The sequence below is a fragment of the Mesorhizobium sp. XAP4 genome (assembly GCF_029269325.1).
In the GTDB taxonomy this organism is placed as follows: Bacteria; Pseudomonadota; Alphaproteobacteria; order Rhizobiales; family Rhizobiaceae; genus Mesorhizobium; species Mesorhizobium ciceri.
Window position 1 is genome coordinate 663020 of sequence record NZ_JARIXW010000002.1, and the last position, 20486, is coordinate 683505.

Genomic DNA, 20486 nt, shown 5'->3' on the forward strand with positions numbered 1-20486 from the left:
CACATGCATCACCGTGGAAGCCAGTATCGTGCCAAGTCTGGCCGCAAAGCAGTGAAAACCCGGCTAAGCGGTACAACCGAGTGCAAACAGGGTTAGAGTTTTCTTAACAGGCCGGTTGCGGCAGATCGGATCACGCCGCCTCGGAAATGCCGGTGTCGATGATCGTCAGGTTACGGCCCTGGTGCTTGGCCTGGTAGAGGCGTCGGTCGGCGGCGCGCATCAACTCCGACACGCTGGCTTCCTCGCCGCAGACAGTACCGCCGATGCTGACCGTGAGCGGAATGGTCCGCTCGTCGACGGGCCGGAAGCGGATCAGCTCGACTTCGCGGCGAATGCGCTCGGCGACGCGCTTGGCCTCCTGCTCGGTGGCGCCAACCAGAAAGGCGCCAAATTCCTCGCCGCCGATGCGGCCGAGCACATCGCCGCTGCGCACGCCGCGCTGAATCGCGCTGGCGATCAAAAGCAGCGCGTCATCGCCGGTCAGGTGGCCGAAATTGTCGTTGATGGTCTTGAAGTGGTCGGCATCGATGATCAGCAGCGCGCCGCGATCGGACTTGCGGCGCGAACCGTCGAGCGCGGCAAAGAAGCTTTCCCGGTTGAGCATGCCGGTCATGTCGTCGCGGCTCGCCTTTTCCGCCAGGCGGCGATGCGCGGCGGCGAGCTGGGCATGGGCTCGGGCGAGATCGCGATGCGCGTTTTTCAGCCTGTCGCTTTGCCAGAAAGTGCTTGCGCTGGCGGCCCACGCCAGCACCAGCGGACAGAGCGTGGAGGTCAGCCAGATCGTCCGGTTGACCGGAAATCCCATGGCCGGAACGATGATCAGGGTCAGCAGGAGAGAGGCCGCGACTGAGGCGAAAGCAACGGCGGCGGATCTCAGAATTATGCTGTTCATCGCTTGCTCCCACAAGACTGCCTCTCTGCCAGCAAGCCCTGAAGGCCACCTTTCCCAGATGCCTAAAATTTGAATCGTGAGACGATTTACGCAACCTCAACGAGCAGAAGTTGTGGATAAAGTCGCTTTCGGAATGCGCGTTTCATGCCATAAGGAGCCCATGACCACGCTCCCTGACCCCGCCCGCTTCGCCCATGTCACCGACTGGGTCTTCGATCTCGACAACACGCTCTATCCGCACCATTCGAATCTGTTCTCGCAGATCGACGTCAAGATGACCGCCTATGTCGGCGAACTGTTGGCATTGCCGCGCGACGATGCGCGCAAGTTGCAGAAGGAGCTCTACCGCGAATATGGCACGACGCTGAACGGCCTGATGACACGCCACGGCATCGACCCCGACGATTTCCTCGAGAAGGTCCACGACATCGACTATTCATGGCTGGTGCCCGATCCCGTTCTCGGCACCGCCATCCGCCAGCTTCCCGGCCGCAAGTTCATCTTCACCAACGGCGACCGCAGGCACGCCGAGCGCACCGCGCGCCAGCTCGGCATCCTCGACCATTTCGACGACATCTTCGACATCGTCGCTGCGGGGCTCAATCCCAAGCCGGCGCGCCAGACCTACGAGAAGTTCGCCGAACTCCACGCCGTCACCGGCCACAATGCGGTGATGTTCGAGGATCTTGCCCGTAACCTTTCGGTGCCGAAGTCGCTCGGCATGACCACGGTGCTGATCGTGCCGCGCAATTTCGAGCCGACCTTTTCCGAGATATGGGAGCGCGACCCGGCCAACGAGGATGATGTCGATTTCGTCACCGACGATCTGGCGGGGTTTCTGACGGCGATTGTGGAGAGGGGGGAGGGGAAATGAAGAAATGATGAAATGACGAATTGGGCATCGATCCGAATGCAGAGCCACAATCCCTTCATTCTTCAATTCTTCAATTCTTCAATTCCCCGATCCCCAGCCCTACTCTCCTAACTTATAGAACCGGCTGATAATCCCCCACGCCTCATCCGCGGTGTCGACGAAGTCGATGATGTCCTGATCACCGGGGCTGATCGTGCCCTGCTCGGCGAGGAAATCGAGATCGATCGCCCGCTTCCAGAAGGATTTGCCGAACAGGATCACCGGCACGCGCTCCATGCGCCCTGTCTGGATCAGGGTCAGCGTCTCGAAGAATTCGTCCATCGTGCCGAAGCCGCCCGGAAACACCGCGACCGCCTTGGCGCGCATGACGAAATGCATCTTGCGGATAGCGAAATAATGGAAGTTGAAGCAGAGCTCCGGCGTCACATAGATGTTCGGCGCCTGCTCGTGCGGCAAGACGATGTTGAGGCCTATCGACGGCGCGCCGACATCGTCGGCGCCGCGGTTTCCCGCTTCCATCACGCCAGGCCCGCCGCCGGTCACCACGACATATTCGCGGTAATAGGAGGTAGCCGATTGCTGCGAGCAGAGGCGGGCGAATTTGCGCGCTTCCTCGTAGTATTTGCTGTTCTCTTCGAGGTTCTTCTTCTGCGTCTCGTTCTTGGCCGCCCAGGCCTCGCCGCCGGGTTCCGGCAGGCGCGCACCGCCGAACAGGATCACCGTCGAGCGGATGCCGCGTTCGGCTAGGATCATTTCCGGTTTCAGGAGTTCGAGTTGCAGCCTGACCGCGCGCAACTCGCGCCGCGTCATGAAGTCGGGATCGTTCCAGGCGAGCCGGTAGGTTTCGGCACGCGTCTGCGGCGTGTCAGGTACGCTCTTCGACCGCTCCAGATCCTCGTCCGAATGCGGCAGCGGCGTCCACCCCGCCTTTTCCATAGGAGTCATAACTACCCGTCCAATTCCCTTAACTGCGCCGTCCCGTGACGCACACGCGATTGACCCCCATTAAGCCTTAACATAGGGTCCGCGCGACTTTCAAAACAGGTTAAGGCTCAGCCCCTTAACAGCTTGGTAATGGAGCGAATTCATGTCGAAGCCCGATCTGGCGAGCCTCGAAAAGACCATCGAGAAGGCCTTCGAGGAACGCGATGCGATTTCGACTGCGACGCGCGGCGAAACGCGCGATGCCATCCAGTCGGCGCTTGACCTGCTCGACTGCGGCGCCGTCCGCGTCGCCGAGCGGCAGGGCGACGGCAAGTGGCATGTCAACCAGTGGCTGAAGAAGGCCGTGCTTTTGTCCTTCCGGCTCAACCCGATGGAGATCATCAAGGGTGGTCCCGGCGAAGCGACGTGGTGGGACAAGGTGCCGTCGAAGTTCGATGGCTGGGGCGCTGTCGATTTCGAAAAGGAGGGCTTTCGCGCCGTGCCGGGGTCGATCGTGCGTCGCTCGGCCTATATCGCGCCGGGCGCCGTGCTGATGCCGTCCTTCGTCAATGTCGGCGCCTATGTCGATACAGGCACCATGATCGACACCTGGGTCGGGGTAGGCTCCTGTGCCCAGATCGGCAAGAACGTGCATCTTTCCGGCGGCGTCGGCATCGGCGGCGTGCTGGAGCCGATGCAGGCAGGTCCGACCATCATCGAGGACAATTGCTTCATCGGCGCGCGCTCGGAAGTGGTCGAGGGCTGCATCGTGCGCGAAGGCTCGGTGCTCGGCATGGGCGTCTTCATCGGCCAGTCGACCAAGATCGTCGACCGCGCTACCGGCGAGATTTTCTATGGCGAAGTGCCGCCGAATTCCGTCGTCGTCGCCGGAGCGATGCCGGGCAAGCCCTTTCCGAACGGCGAGCCGGGTCCGAGCCTCTACTGCGCCGTCATCGTCAAGCGCGTCGACGCCAAAACCAGGTCCAAGACCTCGATCAACGAATTGCTGCGCGATTGATCTTTGCGCAAAGCGGGCGCACCTTCCGCCGGCGCGACAATCGGTCGCGCGGATTCATCATGGAGGGGTGACATGGACTGGAAGTATCTGCTCACAAGTTTTGACGGTCGCATCAACCGTGGCAAGTTCTGGGCCGCGATTGGCGTTTTCATCGTCATTGGCATCGTTGCCTTTATTCTCGATGCGATCCTCGGTACACGCATCACCACGGCCAGTGGCGCCCAGATCGGCATCATCGGCGTTCTCATCGCTCTGGCCTCGATCTATTTCGCACTCGCAGTCTACGCCAAGCGCTGGCATGATCGCGGCAAGTCGGGCTGGTGGAGCCTGATCATGCTGGTGCCATTGATCGGCCCGATCTGGTTTCTGGTGGAATGCGGCATTCTCGAAGGCGCCAGTGGCGCCAATCAATATGGACCGGACCCGCTTGCCTGACAGATCAGATCTCACCTGGCTTTTCTTCAAAACCTCGGGCCGCGTCAGTCGCGCGGCCTATTTTCTTGGCGGGTTGCTCGTCGCCATCATCCAGGCCTTCCCGCTCTACCGCTTCACGCTGGTGCCGGAAGGTTCGGCCGAGAGCAACATGTGGTCGTTCATCTTCTTCGTCGCCTTCATCGCCTCGCTGTGGTCGAACATTGCCCTGGCGGTCAAGCGGCTGCACGATTTGGACAAGCCGGGCATTGCGGCGCTGATCTTGTTCGTGCCGGTGGTCTCGATCGTGGCCTTCCTTGTGTTGTGCCTGTTTCCGGGGCAGCCTGGACCCAACCGCTACGGCCGGCGCACCAACGAGCCAGCACAACCCTGAGGTTCGATCGGACATGCGCTACCGTACGCTTGATCCGAAGCTGATCATCGAGACCGCAGAACGGCTGGAGACGCGCGTTGCGGAGCGTTTCCCCGATGCCGGCCTGCGCGGCGTTGCCGCCGAACTGGTCTCTCTGTCGCGCGACCTGGCACAGGGCGCCAAGGCCCTGGAAGCACCGATCTGGTGGCTGCGCGGCCTCATCGTCGCCGCTGTCGTTGCCGGCGCACTGATGTTCATCTTCGTCGGAACCGTATTGCCATTCGACCGCATTTCCAAACCGGGTGATGCCGTCCAGTCGGTGCAAGGCATCGAAGCTTCGCTCAACATGTTCATCCTCGCCATTGTCGGATTTCTCGCCTTGATCCGCTCCGAGGAGCGCATCAAGCGCAAGCAGGTCTTTCGCCAGCTGCATGGCCTGCGCTCGCTGATCCACGTCATCGACATGCACCAGCTGACCAAGGATCCGGCGGCGCTGTCGGCCGATTTCAAGCCGACGTCGCATTCGCCCGCCCGCATCACCAATGCCGCCGACCTGGCGCGTTACCTCGACTATTGCTCCGAAATGCTGTCGATCACCGGCAAGATCGCCGCATTGTTCGCGCAGTCGGTCAATGACGACGTGGTCATCGACGGCGTCAACGACATCGAGAACCTGGCGTCCAACCTGTCGCGGAAAATCTGGCAGAAGATCACGTTGATCGACGGCCGGCCGGTGCAACAATCTGCTCCGGCGCCAGGCCCGGCGAGCCAAGCCGCTCCGCTTCCGCCGCGCGCACCAAGGCGATGATCCGCTGAACCGTCGGCACGGGCGTGCCGGCCTTCCCCGCCAGCCGCAAGATGGCACCTTGCAAATCGTCGATCTCCGTCGGCCGGCCGCGCTGAAGATCGTCCCACATCGACGAGCGCGCCTGCGGGTCGATCGCCAGAATGCGCCGCGCCAAGAGCCTGAACAGCCAGTCCGGCAGCCTGAGCACTTTCGGCAGCAGCGCCGGCCGCAGGCCGGCGATCCGCGCCGGCTCGATGCCGGACGCTTTCAGTGCCGTCAGCGCCTCGTCGATCTGGCCGGCCAGGATCAGCCGCCAGCGTCGGTCGGCCAGTTCGGTTGCCAGCGGCAGGCCGGAAAGCGCCACCAGCGCGTTGTTCAGATTCATCAGCAGCTTACCCCACAGCACCGCCTTCATGTCGCCATGCGCTTCAACCGCAAACCCTTCGACGCCAAGCAGGCCGACCAGGCCGGCATCGCCATCCTCGACCATCACCTTGCCGTCGCTGGCGCGGTGCACGCGCAGCGGCAGCTCGCCGTCCGGCGACTGCACCACATTGAACGGCACCATGCCGGCCAGCACCGTTCGCCGGCCAAGTCCGGCACGCAGCCTGTCGGCATTGTCGACACCGTTCTGCAGGCTGATCACCACGGCGTCGGGCCGGGCATGAGCTTTGATAAGATCCGCCATGTCCTGAGTGGCGCCGCTCTTGACCGTGACCAGGATCACGTCCGCCTGCGGCAGGGTGGCGGCCGGATCGGTGGTGACGGCAAGCGCCTCCGGCTTGATCGAGCGATCGCGGCCCTGGAGGTCGCTGACCCGCAATCCACCCTGCCGCAACGCTGCCTCAATGCGCGGCCGGGCCAGCAGAATGACCTTTCGGCTGGCCAGCGCCAGGCAGCCGCCGGCATAGCAGCCGATGCTGCCGGCACCGGCTATGACGATCCGTTTGTCCTTGTCTGCCATCCTGTCGCCCGCGCCGGGTCGCAACTATACGACATGAAAACCATAATATCGGCGGTATCGCCAGCCATGAGGCTGGCCCCTATGTCTGGCCGTGACAGGCCCTGCGCTTTCGACTATCGCTTTTGCCATGACGCTGCCGACCGATCCTGCCGAAAACCTCGCCGCCCTTATCCGTTGCGCTTCGGTGACGCCCGCTGAGGGCGGTGCGCTGACCGCGCTGGAGACGATGCTCAAACCGCTCGGCTTCCTGGTCGATCGGCCGGTGTTTTCCGAAGACGGCACGCCCGATATCGAAAACCTCTATGCAAGGCGTTCCGGCAATGGCCCGCATCTGATGTTCGCCGGCCACACCGACGTGGTGCCGGTCGGCGACGAAGCCGCCTGGACGCATCCGCCCTTCGCCGCCGAGATCGCCAATGGCGAGATGTATGGCCGCGGCGCCGTCGACATGAAGGGCGGCATCGCCTGTTTCATCGCCGCCGTGGCGCGCCATGTCGAGGCCAATGGCGGTCCGAAAGGCTCGGTCTCGCTGCTGATCACCGGCGACGAGGAAGGCCCCGCGATCAACGGCACGGTCAAGCTGCTCGAATGGGCGGCTTCCAGGGGCGAGAAATGGGATGCCTCTGTCGTCGGCGAGCCGACCAACCCGGATGCGCTGGGCGACATGATCAAGATCGGCCGCCGCGGCTCGATGTCCGGCGCCGTCACCGTCAACGGCCGCCAGGGCCATGTCGCCTATCCCTTGCTTGCCGACAATCCGGTACGCGGGCTGATGAGCCTGGTCGATGCCTTGCTGCATCCGGTTTTCGACAAGGGAACCAGGGATTTCCAGCCGACAAATCTGGAGATCACCTCCATCGATGTGGGCAACCCGGCCACCAATGTCATCCCGGCCAAAGCGACCGCGACCTTCAACATCCGCTTCAACGACACCTGGACGGACGAGACCCTGCAGGCCGAAATCCACAACCGGCTCGACCAGGCGGCCAGGCGCAAGAAGTACCGGCAGGGCAAGAAGACGCCGGTCGACTACGAGCTCGTCTGGCGCGACCGGCCGAGCCATGTCTTCCTGACTCGTGACGACAGGCTGATCGAAACGCTGCGCGGCTCGATCAAGTCGGCGGTCGGCAAGGAGCCGACGCTGTCGACCTCCGGTGGAACCTCCGACGCGCGTTTCATCAAGGACTATTGCCCGGTGGTCGAGTTCGGGCTGGTCGGCAAGACCATGCACATGGTCGACGAGCGCGTCGCCATTGCCGACCTCGAGACGCTGACGCAAATCTACCAGCGCTTCATAGAAGACTGGTTCGGACAGGGCTGAACAGCATGCTTTCGGCGGACGAAACCCAAGCTTCGCTGACGGGCGCCTGGCGATTGATGCTCGGCAGAGCCGACGGCCTGCGCCTGCTCGACCTGTCGGCCGACGGCTTCTGGAATTCCTTCTTCGCCATTGTCGTTGCAGCACCGGCGCTGATCGTCGGCTGGGTCGGCATCGCCAACGAAATCGGCGATCCCGACGCCTTCGCGGGGCGCTTCAGCATGCTGGTGCGCCTGGCGACGGTCGACATCGGCTCCTGGGTGCTGCCGCTGGTTGCGCTCGCTTTCATCGCGCCGCGCGCCGGCATAGGCGGCCGCTTCGTCCACTACGTCGTTGCCAGCAACTGGGCTTCGGCCATCACCGCTTGGCTGATGCTGCCTTCGGCGCTGATCCGGCTTTTCCTGTCGTCCGCAAGCCAGGTTTCGAGCCTTGTGTCGCTGTTCCTCTTTGCCCTTTCTATGGTGCTGACCTGGCGCATGACAAATGCCACGATGGGCAGGGGCGCAGCGGTCGGCACGGCCGTTTTCGTCGGCATGTTCATTGCGTCGCTGCTGGTGCTGTTCGGCCTGCAGACGTTGCTCGGCATCACCGTCCCGGACGATGTCGGAGTTCAGAGCCTTTCCGGGCTCGTCTCGACCGGATAATCGACACCGGTGAGAAACAGCCCGTCGGGCGGCGCCACCTGGCCGCAGGCGGCGCGGTCGCGCGCCTCGAGCGCTGTTTTCAGGTCGGCCGCGCTCCAGCCGCCGTCGCCGACACGCTTGAGCGAGCCGACCATCGAACGCACCTGGTTGTGCAGGAACGAGCGCGCCGAAGCCCTGACCTCGATCATGTCGCCTTGTCGGCTCACATCGAGCCGTTCCAGCGTCCTGATCGGGCTGTTGGCCTGGCACTGGGTCGAGCGGAAGGTGGTAAAGTCATGCCGTCCGAGCAGGACCTTTGCCGCTTCGTGCATGGCGCCGGCGTCGAGCCGCTTCGGCACCCACCACACCTTGCCCTTGTCGAGCGCGGCCGGCGCGCGGCGGTTCAGGATGCGGTAGAGATAGTGGCGGCCAATGGCCGAGAAGCGGGCGTCGAAACTGTCGGAGACCACCGTCGCTTTCAGGATGGCGATGCGCGCCCCGGCCGCCTGCAGATGGGCGTTGACGGCATCGCGCACCTTGTCGCTCGGCCACGCCTTGACGAGGTCGACATGCGCCACCTGCGCAGTCGCATGCACGCCGGCATCGGTGCGGCCGGCGGCGCGCAGCCTGATCGCTTCGCCGCAGAATTTTTCGATCGCCTGTTCGATCGCCTGCTGCACCGAAGGCTGATCCGCCTGGTGCTGCCAGCCGGCAAACAGGCTGCCGTCATATTCGATGTCGAGGCGAAAACGCGGCATTTGCGGCTAGAGCTCTCGCCTCGAGCAATTCCAGGAAAAGTGTGAAACGGTTTTCCGTTCGGAATTGCGTTAAAACAAAGAGGAGTGCAGTTCGCCGTTTCCGTGAAAACGGCTGACTGTTCTACGCGGCGAGAGCGGTGAAGGCGGAGGCGTAGACCAGCCTGCCTGCTTCTGGCGCGTCACCCCAGGCCAGCGCCTGCAGCGCTTCGCCCTGGTATTCGCTTTCGAAGTTCTCGGCACGCGTGTGGCTATAGCCGAAACGCCCGTAATAGGTGGGGTCGCCCAGCACCACGGCCAGCGTCTCACCACCATCCTTGAGGCGGATATGCGCCTCGCGGATCAGCGCGCCGCCAATGCCGCTGCCATGGAACGAGGGCTCCACCGCCAGCGGCGCCAGCGCTACGGCCGCGAAGGTCTTGCCGCCATTCTGGACGAACAGCCGCGAAAACAGGATATGGCCGACCACCTGGCCGTCCTCTTCCGCAACCAGCTCGGCAACCGCGTCGCCGCCGGTCACCAGCGCGTCGACCAGACCGGCCTCCGCCTGCTGGCCGAAAGCGTGTTCCTCGACGAGGCGGATGGCCTCGCGATCCCGCGGCGTTGCCGCGCGTATCGACATCATGCTCATGAGAATTTCAGTCCTTTTTCGATCTTGGCCCCGCGCAGGAATTCCGACGCGGCAGCGGGCTTTCCGCCCGCCCGTTGAACTTCGACCAGCCTGATCGCGCCTGCCCCGCAGGCGACCGTCAGCCGGTCATCGAGAATTCCTCCCGACTCGCCCAAATCTTCCGAAGGCGACAGGCCTTGCGACAGCGTCGAGCGAAGCAGTTTCAGCCGCTCCTGGCGGCCGCCAATTCCTATCTCCGACCAGGCGCCTGGAAAGGGCGACAAGCCACGAATATGATTGTGGACCTCACTTGCCGAGCGAGTCCAGTCCACGCGAGTCTCGGATTTATCGATTTTCTTGGCGTAGGTCACCCCATCCACAGCTTGTGTGGTGAATGTCAGGGTGTTCCCTTCCAACCGCGCCAGCGCTTCCACCATCAAGGCAGCACCGACACTCATCAACCGATCATGCAGATCGCCGGCTGTCATATCGGGTTCGATGGCGCACTTTTCAACCAGCCCGACCGGACCGGTGTCCAGGCCCTCTTCCATGCGCATCACCATCATGCCGCTTTCCAGGTCTCCGGCCATGATGGCGCGCTGGATGGGGGCGGCGCCGCGCCAGCGCGGCAGAAGCGACGCATGGCCGTTGACGCAGCCGAGCCGGGTTGCCTCCAGAACCGCCTTCGGCAGCAGCAGTCCATAGGCGACGACCACCGCCACATCGGCCTGCAAGGCGCGAAAAGCGGCCTGTTCGGCCTCGCCTTTGAGCGAAACCGGCGTCCGCACCTCGATGCCCAGTCGCTCCGCCTCGCGCTGCACCGGCGACGGCGTCAGCTCCAGCCCGCGTCGTCCGGCAGCGCGCGGCGGCTGGGTATAGACGGCTGATATCTCATGGCCAGCCTCGGCGATCGCGCGCAAGGTCGGCACCGAAAACTCCGGCGTACCCATGAAGATGAGGCGAAGGGGCATTTTTTCTTCCGGTATCCTGTCTTCTTGCTCGCGCAGTGTGCCGGCTCAGGCATCTGCTTCAAACGGGTTTACGAGCTTTAGGTCAAGGCCGTCGAAGTCGCGGGACGACCGTCGCGCTATCTTTCCGCTTCGATCTTCTCCATGATTTCCGCGTATTCATCGCCAATTGCGCTTTCAGATACGAAAGCCGAGCGAATTGCAGCCCACGCCGAGAGGCTCGACTCCTCTCGGGCCGGCCTCTCCGCAACTATGCCTTTGCGCAGAAGGCCGATGGCCTTGTCCGAGACGCTCTGGCCGACCTCGCGCGCCGCCAGTTCGATCTCGCGCTTCAAAGGCTCAGGAATGTCCCTGATCAGCATGTCGACCGTCGGCATCTCCATTTGGTGGCAATCCTGCCGACAATAGGCCTGGAGGGGACTCCCGTACCTTATCCCGCGAGCTTGCCCGGCGCCTTGTCCCTGGCGAGCTTCTTGAATTTCTTTACCACCATGTCGCGCTTCAGCTTCGAGATGTGATCGATGAACAGGACGCCATTGAGGTGGTCGATCTCGTGTTGCAGGCAGGTCGCCATCAACCCCTCGGCCTCTATCTCCTGCAATTTGCCGTCGCGGTCGAGATATTTGACCCGCACGGAGGCGGGGCGTTCGACCTCGGCGTAATAATCCGGGATCGACAGGCAGCCTTCCTCATAGACGGAGCGCGCGTCGGCGCTCTCCAGGATTTCCGGATTGATGAAGACATGCGGCGCCGGCGTCTCGTCTTCCTTGGCGAGATCGATCACCAGCAAGCGCAGCGGCTCGCCGATCTGGATTGCCGCCAGCCCGATGCCCGGCGCATCATACATGGTCGCCAGCATGTCGTCGGCTAATTTGCGCAAAGGCGCGTCGACACGCTCTACGGGCTTGGAAACCTGGCGCAGGATGGGGTCGGGAAGGATGATAAGCGGCTTGATCGGCATGGCGTTCCACCTAAGACCTCCAGCGAAACGCGTCAACCGGTTGGCATCAGGCGCGTTCACGTTTTGATCTGTGCTATCGCGGCGAATCGTCTATGCTGTCCACATGAATGATTTGAGCACCATCCTTTCGGAGCCTGTCGCCCGGCTTGGCGCCACAACGATCACGCTCGGCCATGCGCTGGCCTTCGGCGTTTTGCTGTTTCTGGCCCTGTTCGTGGCGCTGGTCATTGCGTTGTGGCGGTCGGCCAAGGCGCGCGCCGTGGCGGCCGCGGAAGCCGCCGATCATGCCCGCGATGCGGAAGTGCGGATGGCCGGCATTCTGCAAAGCCAGGCCGAAATGCAGGGCCGCATGGGCGCCATTGCGGAAGTGTTCGGCGCACGGCAGGCGGAACTGACGCAATCGATCGGCCAACGCCTCGACGCCATGACCGGCCGGCTCGGCCAGACCATGACCGAGCAGACCAAATCCACGCATGAGAGCCTGGCCAAATTGCAGGAACGGCTGGCGATCATCGACGTCGCGCAAGGCAACATCCAGTCGCTCGCCGGCCAGGTCGTGCAATTGCAGGCGATCCTCTCGAACAAGCAGACGCGCGGCGCGTTCGGCCAGTCGCGCATGGAGGCGATCGTTGCCGACGGCCTGCCGCACGGCGCCTATGAGTTCCAGGCGACGCTGTCGAACGGCAGCCGGCCCGACTGCCTGGTGAAGATGCCGAACGGCGCGCCGTCGCTGGCCATCGATGCAAAATTTCCGCTGGAAGCCTGGAACGCCATCCGCGCCGCCGATGGCGCCGATCTGCAGAAGGCAGCTTCGCAGGCCTTCCGCCGCGACATCGAGATCCATGTCCGCGATATCTCGGAAAAATACCTGATCCAGGGCGAGACGCAGGACACTGCCTTCATGTTCGTGCCGTCGGAATCGGTGTTCGCCGAGATCCACGAGAATTTCGAGGCGATCGTGCACAAGGCGCACCGTGCGCGCGTCGTCATCGTCTCGCCGTCGCTGCTGATGCTGTCGATCCAGGTCATCCAGGCGATCCTCAAGGATGCCCGCATGCGCGAACAGGCGCACCTGATCCAGGGCGAGGTCATCCGGCTGATGGAGGATGTTGCACGTGTCGATGAGCGGGTGCGCAAGCTGCAGGTGCATTTCGGCCAGTCGGCCAAGGACATCGACGACATACTGGTTTCGACGTCGAAGGTCACCAAGCGCGGCCAGAAGATCGAGGCGCTGGAATTCGGCGCGCAGCCCGACGGCGATGCCGCCGTAGACGCCGCGTCACGGGGTCCCGCCGCCAAGGTCGATACCGGCGCGCGCGTTGCCGATTCGAAAACCGGGCAGCTCAGGCTGAGGGTCGTCGAAGGCGACGATTGAGGCGCGGTGCCGGACCGGTGCTACTGCTCCTCCAACGTGGTCATGCCCTGAAATTCAGGCAGCCAGTGCAGCGCCGAGCGGTGCCATTTCTGCTGTGTCGGGATCAAATCCTGGCGCTGCCGCGCGGTCCCCACGCGAATTCCATAGACCTTCGGACCATCTCCGACAGACGTGGCGTAAAGATGCGAACCGCAGTCGGCGCAAAAGGCCTGGGTGCGCTTGGCGCCGCTCGCCACGATCTTGATGTAGATTTTCGGCGTGCCCTTGGTGATGCGATAGTTGCTTTCCGGCGCCGGAACCGTAAGGCGAAAAGCCGTGCCGGTCAGTTGCTGGCAATCCGTGCAGTGGCAGATCGTGGTCTTTTCCGGATCGACCTCCGCCTCGTAGGTGATGGCGCCACAATGACAGCCGCCGTCTATTCTCATCTTCGTTCCTCCAAAGCCCCTTCAATCTAGCGGCGCAAGGCCGTGAGGCAATGGCACGGTTTTAGTCCAGGGCAGGATCGGATGCGGAATCGATCAGCCTGCGTCGCTGCTCCCAGGTGCCTGACGTCTGCGGCTTGACGAACAGCCGTGTGATCTCCGGCATTTCCTTCTTCAACTGCGCCTCCAGGCGCTCGACGCAAGCTTCGATCTCGGGCGCCGTCAAATGGTCCTCGAACTCGATGCTGAGCCCGGCGACGATCTCTGTCGGCCCCATATGGACGGTCAGGACGCCGTTCGCCCGCTGCACCGCCGGATCCTGCTGGGCGATCGCCAGCACTTTCATCTGCACCTCGGGCGACGCCGGCTCGCCGATCAGCAGGCCCTTGCTTTCGCGGGCCAGGAAGATCGCGGTCGCGCCAAGGATCAGCCCGATGCCGATAGAGGCGGCGCCGTCGAGCTCCGGCATCTCCAGCAGTTCCGCCGCCAATATGCCGGCGAAAGCGACGATCAGGCCGAGAAGTGCCGCACTGTCCTCGAACAGCACGGTGTAGACGCTCGGATCCTTGCTCGACTGCACGGCCTGCAGCCAGCCTTGCCTGCCCTTCTGCCGGCGAAACTCCTTCAGCGCCACCCACCACGAACTGCCTTCGAACAGGAAGGAAAGGCCCAGAACAATATAGTTTACCTTGGCGTTGGCGACCGGCTCCGGCGCCATGATATGGACCACGCCTTCATAGAACGACACGCCGGCGCCCAGCGCGAAGACGAGGAGCGCGACGATGAAGCTCCAGAAGTAGAGTTCGCGGCCGTGGCCGAGCGGATGCGTGCGATCGGCAGGGCGAGCGGCGCGGTGCATGCCGTAGAGCAGCAGGCCGCCATTGCCGGTATCGACCAGCGAATGGACGCCCTCCGACAGCATCGCCGAACTGCCGGTAAAGGCGGCGGCGGCGAACTTGGTCAGCGCGATGGCGAGATTGCCGGCGAGCGCCGCGTAGATCACCTTTTTTGAGCCGCCGTGCCCGGCCATGGCATTTGCCCCCGTTCAAGGCGCAGTCTAGCGGCCAGGCCGCTAAAGCTCCACAGGCATCACACCGCGCGAATGTCGGGTCGTCCACGGCAGCGGCCATGAGAGATCGGTCTATGGAAAACGGCGACTACTCGATGATCTCGCTGGTCCACACCTTGAAGCCGGCAAGCGTTCCCGGGCCGAAAATATGGGTCAGCGGCACGTCGGCGGCGTCGCGGCCGGAGGCGATCAGGATGCGGCCGATGCGCGGTGCATTGTTGCGCGGGTCGAAGACATGCCAGCGGCCGCCGAGATAGACTTCCATCCAGGCGCAGAAATCCATGCTTGCCCATGGCTTCGGCATACCGATGTCGCTGATGTAGCCGGTGCAATAGCGTGTTGGGATGTTGAGCGCCCGGCAGAAGGTGACGGCGAGATGCGCGTAGTCGCGGCACACGCCGCTCCGTTCACGATAGGCTTCCGCCGCGGTGCGCGTCGGCCGTGCATTGCCGTAGTTGAAGACGATGTGGCTGTGGACGAAGTCGCAGACCGCCTGCACGCGCGGAATACCCAGCGGCGTGTTGCCGAACAGCCGCCACGCCTCGTCAGCCAGAAGGTCGCTTTCGCAAAAACGGCTGGGCAGCAGGAACAGCAATGTGTCCGCCGGCAGGTCGCGCACCTCGTGCTGCCAGGCCATCGGGTCGCCCATCTCGAAGGTGCCGGGGTCGCGGATCACCGCGTCGGTGCCGAAGGTGAAGCGCCCGGGCGGCGCGACAAGCCGGTTGCACCAATTGCCGAAACTGTCGCGATAGCTTTCGATCGGCACCGGTGGATTGGAGATCAGGAAATCCGGCCGCTCGAGATCGGAGGCCCGCGAATAGTGCACATTCAGCATCGCGATGAGCGGCGTTTCCTGCGGAAAGTCGAAGCTCATCTCGCAGCCGATGTGGATTCGCATTGTCGTCCTGACGGCCTGCCTGACGATCACCCGGCGAAGCTCGGGTCGATGCTGCAGTGCGAAAATGACCATGGCACGGACCGCCATGGTTTACGAGCAAATTAGAGCAATTCCAGGAAAAGTGTGAAGCGGTTTTCCGTCCGGAATTGCGTCAAAACAAAGAGTTAGAGCAATTCACTGTTTCCGCGAAACGGTGAATTGCTCTAGAAACCGGTTGAAAGCGATCCGCTGTCGGCGGCAACAGTCGCTAACCCCTTGCGGTCGGGCGGTTCTCTTGTTTCACTTGGCTTCTCACATCAGGAGGAACGAATCATGGCTAAAGGTGCGATGAAGGCAGGCAAGGAAGCCCGCAAGCCGAAGAAGGACGCCAAGAAGCCCGCTCCGGCTCCGGCGCTGAAGGCGCCGCCGGTCAAGGCGATGAAGCTCAAGGACAAGTAGGTCCGGCGATCCACTTCGCAATAAGATTACGGCCGGCGACACTTGTTGCCGGTCGCTGTTGCTCGAGCGCCCGAAATTCTTATATTGGCGTGGCGGGGACGACCTCGCGCTTCCCCAAATCCGGACGGGACGACCCGCCATTGTTTGACTGATCGTCGGGCGCCGAAATACCTTTCGGGTCCGATGCTCTGATGGAGCGTTGTCGATGTCGTGGATTCTTCTCTTTTTCGCTGGCTTGTTCGAGATCGGCTGGGCAATCGGCCTCAAATACACCGATGGCTTCTCGAAGCTGGTGCCGACCGTGCTGACCGTTGCCTCGATGGTCGTCAGCCTCACTCTGCTCGGCCTGGCGCTGAAGGCGCTGCCCGTCGGCACCGCCTATGCGGTGTGGACCGGCATCGGCACCGTCGGTACGGCACTGCTCGGCATCTGGCTGCTCGGCGAACCGGCCACCGCGATCAGGCTGGCCTGCATCGCGCTCATCGTCTGCGGCATCATGGGGCTGAAGTTCGCCGCCTGACGGTAACGCTTAGGTCTCTTGGTTTGCGCATGTCGTCCTCCCAGAGCCGGGACCAGGGCGACATGCATGGGACAAACACGTTCAGGGCCGCTGCGAGGCGACCCTGATTCTCGAAGCAGATTGCTCCGTAGCCGAGAGCTAGCGGGCGGAGAAGCCCGGAGGCGTCCTGCCGGTACGCTGCTTGCGTGCCGCATAACGCGCGTCACGCTTGGCCTTGCGTTCGGCTTCGTCGGCCAGAAGACGGGCGATGCGCTCGTTCTCTTCGGATTCCCGAATCTTGGCCTCGGCCTGTGCAGCTTCCTCGGCGGCGATACGTGCCGCTTCGGCTGCTGCCTCGCGCTCGGCCTTCTCGACCGCTTCGCGTGCCAGCTTCTCCTGCTTCAGCCGGGCCTTTTCGGCCTCGCGGATTTCGCGGGCCGCAAGGATAGCCTTGCGTTCAGCCTGCCGCGCCAGCACTGCGGGATCATCCGCCGCCGGCTTTGCCTTGAAGCGCTCGAGGAGCGCCTTCTTTGCCTCGTTTGCGGCATTGCGCCGCTCGAAAACGTCTTTTTCCCTGTAGATAGCCAAGTCCACTTCCCTGAAGTCAATTCGCGACGCTTACATACGCGCGAAAACCGAGAGTTCAAGCGCCAAAACGGCATGGCAGCCATGAAATTGTCGGCTGTTGCACTCGGGAGACGCCTTTGGAGCAATTCCAGGAAAAGTGTGAAGCGGTTTTCCGTCCGGAATGGCGACGAAGAGATAGAGCCGAAACCGACATGCACTGTTCACCGTCCGCCCCACTGGCGGCGCGGCTGAGGCGTCGCTACGTCTAACCCGAAAACCCAACACCAGGATGACATCAAATGGAACTCGGTCTCTACACATTCGCCGACGTCAGCCCGCAGCCGGGCCCCGGTGCCATCGGCCCGCATGAGCGGCTGCGCAACCTGATCGAGGAGATCGAGCTGGCCGACCAGGTCGGCCTCGACGTCTTCGGCCTCGGCGAGCATCACCGGCCCGACTATGCCGCCTCCGCACCGGTCGTGGCCCTGGCCGCGGCGGCCGAGCGTTCGAAGCGCATCAAGCTGACCAGCGCGGTCACCGTTCTGTCTTCCGATGACCCGGTGCGCGTTTTCCAGCAATTTGCCACGCTCGATCTTCTGTCGGGCGGCCGCGCCGAGATCATGGCCGGGCGCGGCTCGTTCATCGAATCCTTCCCGCTGTTCGGTTTCAACCTCGAGGATTATGACGAGCTGTTCGCCGAAAAACTGGATCTGCTGCTTGCCATCCGCGACAGCGTGAAGGTCACCTGGTCGGGCAATCTGCGTGCGCCGATCAACGATCGCGGCGTTTATCCCCGGCCCTTCCAGGACAGGCTACCGGTCTGGATCGCCATTGGCGGCACGCCGCAGTCTGCCGCCCGCGCTGGCGCGCTCGGCCTGCCGCTGGCGCTCGCCATCATTGGCGGCGAGCCGGCGCGTTTCGCGCCGCTGTTCGATCTCTACCGCGAAGCCGCCAAGCGCGCCGGCAGTGATCCGGCGGGCCTTGCCACCAGCATCAACGTGCACGGCTTCATCGCCGAGACGACCGAGCAGGCGGCGGACGATTTCTACGGCCCGCAGGCGGAAGTGATGAATCGCATCGGCCGCGAGCGCGGCTGGGGTCCGACCTCGCGGGCGCATTTCGACCAGTCGCGCGGCCCCACAGGCGCCCTGTTCGTCGGCAGTCCCGAGCAAGTGGCTGAAAAGATCGTCGCCCAGCACAAGATCTTCGGCAATGACCGCTTCCTGCTGCAGATGGCGATCGGCACCATGCCGCATGCCAAGATCATGAAGGCGATCGAACTCTACGGCACCAGGGTGGCGCCGATCGTTCGCAAGGAAACAGCCAAGCCCGCCACAGCCGTCACGTCGCCGGCAGCCTGACCCGGAGCCGGCGCGAGCGGCCTCAATCCCGAAGCCGGCTCATGGAACCCTCGCGCGTAACTCTGCGTTTCATGGAGGCGATTGCCGTGCGAAGGGGCGCCGGCTTGAGGGGGTGACCATGAAAACCGAACCCACAGCCTGGGGTCAGGACATTTCCGATGAACCGGATTCGCGCGCCGCGGCTCGCGCCGACACGCGTCTGATGCGCTCGTTGCTGATCGGCATCTTCCTGTTCATGGCCATCTACGCGCTCTACTTCGCCCGCGCCTTTTTCATGCCAGTGCTTCTGGCTTTCCTGCTGGCGCTGACGCTGACGCCGATCGTCCGGCTGCTGCGCAAGCACGGTATCCCGGAAGTGATCTCGGCAACCCTTCTGGTGCTGTTGTCCCTCTGTGTGTTCGCCACCGCCGGCTATCTGCTCAGTGGCCCGATAATCGATCTTATCAACAACACCTCGTCGATCGGCCAGAAGCTCACCGAACGGTTGGCGCAATTGCGACAGCCGCTCGAGAAGATCATGCAGATTTCGCATCAGATCGAACAACTGACCGAGACCTCGCAGGAGTCGGGCATTCAGAAGGTGGCGGTAGCGCAGTCCGGCATCCTGTCGGCGGCCGCCAGCAACATCCTGTCGGCGGGAACAGGCCTCACCATCATCTTCGTGCTGTCGCTGTTCCTGCTCGCCTCCGGCACGATGTTTTATGAAAAGATCATCCAGTCCTTCGCCAGCCTCAGCGAAAAGAAGCGGGCGCTGCGCGTCGTCTATGACGTCGAACGCGAAATCTCGCACTATCTGCTCACCGTCACCATCATCAATGCCGGCCTCGGCACGGTCATCGCTCTCGGTCTTTGGGCGCTCGGCGTGCCCAATCCGCTGGTCTGGGGCGTTGCTGCCGCCCTGCTCAATTTCCTGCCCTATGTCGGAGCACTGATCACCATCGTGCTTGTCACGGTCATGGCGTTGATCAGCTTCGATACCATCTTCTACGCGCTTCTGGCGCCGGCCTTCGTGATCTTGTGCGACATCGTCGAAGGCCAGTTCGTGACGCCGATGGTGGTCGGCAGGCGCCTCGAGATCAACGCCGTGGCGATCTTTATCGCCATCGCCTTCTGGTCATGGCTGTGGGGTTTCGTCGGCGCCCTGATGGCGGTGCCGCTGCTGGTCGTCATCAAGGTGTTCTGCGATCATTTCGATGGGCTCAGCCATGTCGGCAATTTTCTCGCCGCGCAGCACGCGGTTGTCGTCGAGGAGGACGACATCGCCGACCCCGAAGCTGTCAAAGGCTGATCAATATTTTTGAATTTGCGGCGCCGCCGGATGCTTCCTACATGCGGTCCTGACACAGGATCCCACCCATGACCGCTCTTTCCGTTCTCGACCTGTCGCCGATCGTCGAAGGCAGCGATGCCTCGCAGTCGCTGGCCAACTCGCTCGATCTTGCCCGCCATGCCGAGCGCCTGGGCTACAAGCGTTTCTGGCTGGCCGAGCATCACAACATGCCGGGTATTGCCAGTGCCGCCACAGCCGTCGTCATTGCCCATGTCGCGGGCGGCACCAAGACCATTCGTGTCGGCGCCGGCGGCATCATGCTGCCCAACCATTCGCCGCTGGTGATTGCCGAGCAGTTCGGCACGCTGGCCGCATTGCATCCGGGCCGCATCGATCTCGGCATCGGCCGGGCGCCCGGCACCGACATGGGTACCGCCCGCGCCTTGCGCCGCAATCTCGAGGCCGGGGTCGACAATTTCCCGCAGGATGTCGTCGAGCTGATGGGCTATTTCCAGCCGGCCGAGGAAGGCCAACGCATCCGTGCCGTGCCCGGCGAAGGCCAGGGCGTGCCGGTCTGGATCCTCGGCTCCAGCCTCTACGGCGCGCAGCTTGCCGCCATGCTCGGCCTGCCCTATGCCTTCGCCTCGCATTTCGCGCCGGCGGATCTGGATCACGCGCTGGATGTCTACCGCTCGCGCTTCCAACCCTCCGAGCAGCTCGACAAGGCGCATGTCATGCTTGGCCTCAACGTCTTTGCCGCGCCCACCGATGCCGAGGCTCGTTTGCTGTTCACCTCGCTGCAACAGGCTTTCGTCAATCTGCGCACCGGCCGGGCCGGACGGCTGCCGCCACCTGTCGAGAACTATGACCGCGATCTCGATCCGATGGCAAAGACCATGCTGGGCCAGGCATTGTCCTGCGCCGTCGTCGGCTCCCCGGAAACGGTGCGGCAAGGCATCGATGCCTTCGTGCGCCGCACCGGCGCCGACGAGCTGATGGTCACCGCGCAGATTTTTGATCATGCGGCGCGGGTGCGGTCGTTCGAGATCCTGGCCGAGGCGCACAAATCGCTGTCGCAGGCGGCCTGAGAAGTTCTGGTACGATATATG

Annotated in this window: 25 protein-coding genes; 13 read left to right on the plus strand and 12 right to left on the minus strand. The window is 63.2% G+C overall.

The window, feature by feature from the left end:
- Positions 1–130 precede the first annotated feature (130 nt).
- Positions 131–892: a GGDEF domain-containing protein gene (locus P3C39_RS12125; protein WP_013528483.1), complete on the minus strand. Its 762-nt coding sequence runs from the start codon at positions 890–892 to the stop codon at positions 131–133.
- A gap of 160 nt (positions 893–1052) precedes the next feature.
- Here P3C39_RS12125 and P3C39_RS12130 point away from each other — a divergent pair, with 160 nt between their 5' ends.
- Positions 1053–1766 carry a pyrimidine 5'-nucleotidase gene (locus P3C39_RS12130; protein ID WP_013528482.1) on the plus strand — a complete coding sequence of 238 codons (714 nt, stop codon included), beginning with the start codon at positions 1053–1055 and terminating at the stop codon, positions 1764–1766.
- 99 nt (positions 1767–1865) lie between these two features.
- Here the strand turns inward: P3C39_RS12130 and P3C39_RS12135 are convergent, their stop codons facing one another.
- Positions 1866–2711, minus strand: a complete 846-nt coding sequence (locus P3C39_RS12135) for an LOG family protein (RefSeq protein ID WP_013528481.1) — start codon at positions 2709–2711, stop codon at positions 1866–1868.
- A gap of 142 nt (positions 2712–2853) precedes the next feature.
- Here P3C39_RS12135 and dapD point away from each other — a divergent pair, with 142 nt between their 5' ends.
- The 4 genes from dapD to P3C39_RS12155 all read left to right on the plus strand — a co-directional run bounded on the left by dapD (position 2854) and on the right by P3C39_RS12155 (position 5300).
- Positions 2854–3708, plus strand: coding sequence for a 2,3,4,5-tetrahydropyridine-2,6-dicarboxylate N-succinyltransferase (dapD, locus tag P3C39_RS12140; protein ID WP_275953278.1), 855 nt, complete (start codon positions 2854–2856; stop codon positions 3706–3708).
- A 72-nt stretch (positions 3709–3780) separates the two neighbouring features.
- Positions 3781–4143 (plus strand): DUF805 domain-containing protein, encoded by a 363-nt coding sequence (locus tag P3C39_RS12145; protein WP_275953277.1) that lies wholly within the window; start codon positions 3781–3783, stop codon positions 4141–4143.
- Complete coding sequence (locus tag P3C39_RS12150) at positions 4136–4513, plus strand: DUF805 domain-containing protein (protein WP_024502086.1); 378 nt, start codon at positions 4136–4138, stop codon at positions 4511–4513. The genes P3C39_RS12145 and P3C39_RS12150 overlap by 8 nt, the downstream gene beginning before the upstream one ends.
- A 13-nt stretch (positions 4514–4526) precedes the next feature.
- Positions 4527–5300, plus strand: a complete 774-nt coding sequence (locus P3C39_RS12155) for a hypothetical protein (RefSeq protein ID WP_063169724.1) — start codon at positions 4527–4529, stop codon at positions 5298–5300.
- On the opposite strand, the gene P3C39_RS12160 is transcribed toward P3C39_RS12155, so the two are convergent.
- Complete coding sequence (locus tag P3C39_RS12160) at positions 5203–6243, minus strand: 2-dehydropantoate 2-reductase (protein ID WP_275953276.1); 1041 nt, start codon at positions 6241–6243, stop codon at positions 5203–5205. The two genes, P3C39_RS12155 and P3C39_RS12160, sit on opposite strands and share 98 nt — an antisense overlap.
- Before the next feature lie 127 nt (positions 6244–6370).
- Between P3C39_RS12160 and dapE the strand changes: the two genes are divergently transcribed.
- Together dapE and P3C39_RS12170 are read left to right on the plus strand one after the other, a co-directional pair.
- Positions 6371–7564, plus strand: a complete 1194-nt coding sequence (gene dapE, locus P3C39_RS12165) for a succinyl-diaminopimelate desuccinylase (protein WP_013528475.1) — start codon at positions 6371–6373, stop codon at positions 7562–7564.
- Positions 7565–7569: 5 nt separating this feature from the next.
- A complete protein-coding gene (locus P3C39_RS12170) occupies positions 7570–8205 on the plus strand; it encodes a hypothetical protein (protein WP_013528474.1) in 636 nt (211 codons plus the stop codon).
- On the opposite strand, the gene truA is transcribed toward P3C39_RS12170, so the two are convergent.
- The 5 genes from truA to def all read right to left on the minus strand — a co-directional run bounded on the left by truA (position 8172) and on the right by def (position 11478).
- Positions 8172–8942, minus strand: coding sequence for a tRNA pseudouridine(38-40) synthase TruA (gene truA / locus P3C39_RS12175; RefSeq protein WP_013528473.1), 771 nt, complete (start codon positions 8940–8942; stop codon positions 8172–8174). The two genes, P3C39_RS12170 and truA, sit on opposite strands and share 34 nt — an antisense overlap.
- 121 nt (positions 8943–9063) lie before the next feature.
- Positions 9064–9570, minus strand: coding sequence for an N-acetyltransferase (locus P3C39_RS12180; RefSeq protein WP_013528472.1), 507 nt, complete (start codon positions 9568–9570; stop codon positions 9064–9066).
- Positions 9567–10520: a methionyl-tRNA formyltransferase gene (gene fmt / locus P3C39_RS12185; RefSeq protein WP_275953275.1), complete on the minus strand. Its 954-nt coding sequence runs from the start codon at positions 10518–10520 to the stop codon at positions 9567–9569. The genes P3C39_RS12180 and fmt overlap by 4 nt, the downstream gene beginning before the upstream one ends.
- A 116-nt stretch (positions 10521–10636) precedes the next feature.
- Complete coding sequence (locus tag P3C39_RS12190) at positions 10637–10900, minus strand: hypothetical protein (RefSeq protein ID WP_013528470.1); 264 nt, start codon at positions 10898–10900, stop codon at positions 10637–10639.
- 47 nt (positions 10901–10947) lie between these two features.
- Positions 10948–11478 (minus strand): peptide deformylase, encoded by a 531-nt coding sequence (gene def, locus P3C39_RS12195; protein WP_013528469.1) that lies wholly within the window; start codon positions 11476–11478, stop codon positions 10948–10950.
- Between the two features lie 103 nt (positions 11479–11581).
- On the opposite strand from def, the gene P3C39_RS12200 reads away from it, so the two are divergent.
- Positions 11582–12853 carry a DNA recombination protein RmuC gene (locus P3C39_RS12200; protein WP_013528468.1) on the plus strand — a complete coding sequence of 424 codons (1272 nt, stop codon included), beginning with the start codon at positions 11582–11584 and terminating at the stop codon, positions 12851–12853.
- Positions 12854–12873: 20 nt separating this feature from the next.
- Here the strand turns inward: P3C39_RS12200 and P3C39_RS12205 are convergent, their stop codons facing one another.
- From P3C39_RS12205 to P3C39_RS12215, 3 genes are all read right to left on the minus strand, one after another.
- The gene (locus P3C39_RS12205) at positions 12874–13278 is read right to left on the minus strand and encodes a GFA family protein (RefSeq protein ID WP_013528467.1); all 405 of its coding nucleotides are present in this window, start codon (positions 13276–13278) and stop codon (positions 12874–12876) included.
- Positions 13279–13339: 61 nt separating this feature from the next.
- Positions 13340–14305 (minus strand): cation diffusion facilitator family transporter, encoded by a 966-nt coding sequence (locus P3C39_RS12210; RefSeq protein ID WP_013528466.1) that lies wholly within the window; start codon positions 14303–14305, stop codon positions 13340–13342.
- 127 nt (positions 14306–14432) lie between these two features.
- Entirely contained in the window at positions 14433–15242 is an 810-nt protein-coding gene (locus P3C39_RS12215) for a transglutaminase family protein (protein WP_275953525.1), read from the minus strand.
- Positions 15243–15554: 312 nt separating this feature from the next.
- Here P3C39_RS12215 and P3C39_RS12220 point away from each other — a divergent pair, with 312 nt between their 5' ends.
- Both P3C39_RS12220 and sugE read left to right on the plus strand, forming a co-directional pair.
- Positions 15555–15680, plus strand: a complete 126-nt coding sequence (locus P3C39_RS12220; RefSeq protein WP_013528464.1) for a hypothetical protein — start codon at positions 15555–15557, stop codon at positions 15678–15680.
- 205 nt (positions 15681–15885) lie between these two features.
- Complete coding sequence (gene sugE, locus P3C39_RS12225; protein ID WP_013528463.1) at positions 15886–16200, plus strand: quaternary ammonium compound efflux SMR transporter SugE; 315 nt, start codon at positions 15886–15888, stop codon at positions 16198–16200.
- A gap of 138 nt (positions 16201–16338) precedes the next feature.
- On the opposite strand, the gene P3C39_RS12230 is transcribed toward sugE, so the two are convergent.
- Entirely contained in the window at positions 16339–16767 is a 429-nt protein-coding gene (locus P3C39_RS12230; protein ID WP_013528462.1) for a DUF6481 family protein, read from the minus strand.
- A gap of 278 nt (positions 16768–17045) precedes the next feature.
- On the opposite strand from P3C39_RS12230, the gene P3C39_RS12235 reads away from it, so the two are divergent.
- The 3 genes from P3C39_RS12235 to P3C39_RS12245 all read left to right on the plus strand — a co-directional run bounded on the left by P3C39_RS12235 (position 17046) and on the right by P3C39_RS12245 (position 20465).
- Positions 17046–18107 (plus strand): LLM class flavin-dependent oxidoreductase, encoded by a 1062-nt coding sequence (locus P3C39_RS12235; protein WP_013528461.1) that lies wholly within the window; start codon positions 17046–17048, stop codon positions 18105–18107.
- Between the two features lie 118 nt (positions 18108–18225).
- The gene (locus P3C39_RS12240) at positions 18226–19395 is read left to right on the plus strand and encodes an AI-2E family transporter (RefSeq protein ID WP_275953274.1); all 1170 of its coding nucleotides are present in this window, start codon (positions 18226–18228) and stop codon (positions 19393–19395) included.
- Positions 19396–19463: 68 nt separating this feature from the next.
- Positions 19464–20465 carry an LLM class flavin-dependent oxidoreductase gene (locus P3C39_RS12245; protein WP_275953273.1) on the plus strand — a complete coding sequence of 334 codons (1002 nt, stop codon included), beginning with the start codon at positions 19464–19466 and terminating at the stop codon, positions 20463–20465.
- The last annotated feature ends 21 nt before the right edge of the window (positions 20466–20486 follow it).

Excerpts from the sequence above, each read along its gene's own strand:
- P3C39_RS12125 (WP_013528483.1), bottom strand. The coding sequence starts at position 892 with ATGAACAGCATAATTCTGAGATCCGCCGCCGTTGCTTTCGCCTCAGTC.
- P3C39_RS12130 (WP_013528482.1), top strand. The coding sequence starts at position 1,053 with ATGACCACGCTCCCTGACCCCGCCCGCTTCGCCCATGTCACCGACTGG.
- P3C39_RS12135 (WP_013528481.1), bottom strand. The coding sequence starts at position 2,711 with ATGACTCCTATGGAAAAGGCGGGGTGGACGCCGCTGCCGCATTCGGAC.
- dapD (WP_275953278.1), top strand. The coding sequence starts at position 2,854 with ATGTCGAAGCCCGATCTGGCGAGCCTCGAAAAGACCATCGAGAAGGCC.
- P3C39_RS12145 (WP_275953277.1), top strand. The coding sequence starts at position 3,781 with ATGGACTGGAAGTATCTGCTCACAAGTTTTGACGGTCGCATCAACCGT.
- P3C39_RS12155 (WP_063169724.1), top strand. The coding sequence starts at position 4,527 with ATGCGCTACCGTACGCTTGATCCGAAGCTGATCATCGAGACCGCAGAA.
- P3C39_RS12160 (WP_275953276.1), bottom strand. The coding sequence starts at position 6,243 with ATGGCAGACAAGGACAAACGGATCGTCATAGCCGGTGCCGGCAGCATC.
- dapE (WP_013528475.1), top strand. The coding sequence starts at position 6,371 with ATGACGCTGCCGACCGATCCTGCCGAAAACCTCGCCGCCCTTATCCGT.
- P3C39_RS12170 (WP_013528474.1), top strand. The coding sequence starts at position 7,570 with ATGCTTTCGGCGGACGAAACCCAAGCTTCGCTGACGGGCGCCTGGCGA.
- truA (WP_013528473.1), bottom strand. The coding sequence starts at position 8,942 with ATGCCGCGTTTTCGCCTCGACATCGAATATGACGGCAGCCTGTTTGCC.
- P3C39_RS12180 (WP_013528472.1), bottom strand. The coding sequence starts at position 9,570 with ATGAGCATGATGTCGATACGCGCGGCAACGCCGCGGGATCGCGAGGCC.
- fmt (WP_275953275.1), bottom strand. The coding sequence starts at position 10,520 with ATGCCCCTTCGCCTCATCTTCATGGGTACGCCGGAGTTTTCGGTGCCG.
- P3C39_RS12190 (WP_013528470.1), bottom strand. The coding sequence starts at position 10,900 with ATGGAGATGCCGACGGTCGACATGCTGATCAGGGACATTCCTGAGCCT.
- def (WP_013528469.1), bottom strand. The coding sequence starts at position 11,478 with ATGCCGATCAAGCCGCTTATCATCCTTCCCGACCCCATCCTGCGCCAG.
- P3C39_RS12200 (WP_013528468.1), top strand. The coding sequence starts at position 11,582 with ATGAATGATTTGAGCACCATCCTTTCGGAGCCTGTCGCCCGGCTTGGC.
- P3C39_RS12205 (WP_013528467.1), bottom strand. The coding sequence starts at position 13,278 with ATGAGAATAGACGGCGGCTGTCATTGTGGCGCCATCACCTACGAGGCG.
- P3C39_RS12210 (WP_013528466.1), bottom strand. The coding sequence starts at position 14,305 with ATGGCCGGGCACGGCGGCTCAAAAAAGGTGATCTACGCGGCGCTCGCC.
- P3C39_RS12215 (WP_275953525.1), bottom strand. The coding sequence starts at position 15,242 with ATGCGAATCCACATCGGCTGCGAGATGAGCTTCGACTTTCCGCAGGAA.
- P3C39_RS12220 (WP_013528464.1), top strand. The coding sequence starts at position 15,555 with ATGGCTAAAGGTGCGATGAAGGCAGGCAAGGAAGCCCGCAAGCCGAAG.
- sugE (WP_013528463.1), top strand. The coding sequence starts at position 15,886 with ATGTCGTGGATTCTTCTCTTTTTCGCTGGCTTGTTCGAGATCGGCTGG.
- P3C39_RS12235 (WP_013528461.1), top strand. The coding sequence starts at position 17,046 with ATGGAACTCGGTCTCTACACATTCGCCGACGTCAGCCCGCAGCCGGGC.
- P3C39_RS12240 (WP_275953274.1), top strand. The coding sequence starts at position 18,226 with ATGAAAACCGAACCCACAGCCTGGGGTCAGGACATTTCCGATGAACCG.
- P3C39_RS12245 (WP_275953273.1), top strand. The coding sequence starts at position 19,464 with ATGACCGCTCTTTCCGTTCTCGACCTGTCGCCGATCGTCGAAGGCAGC.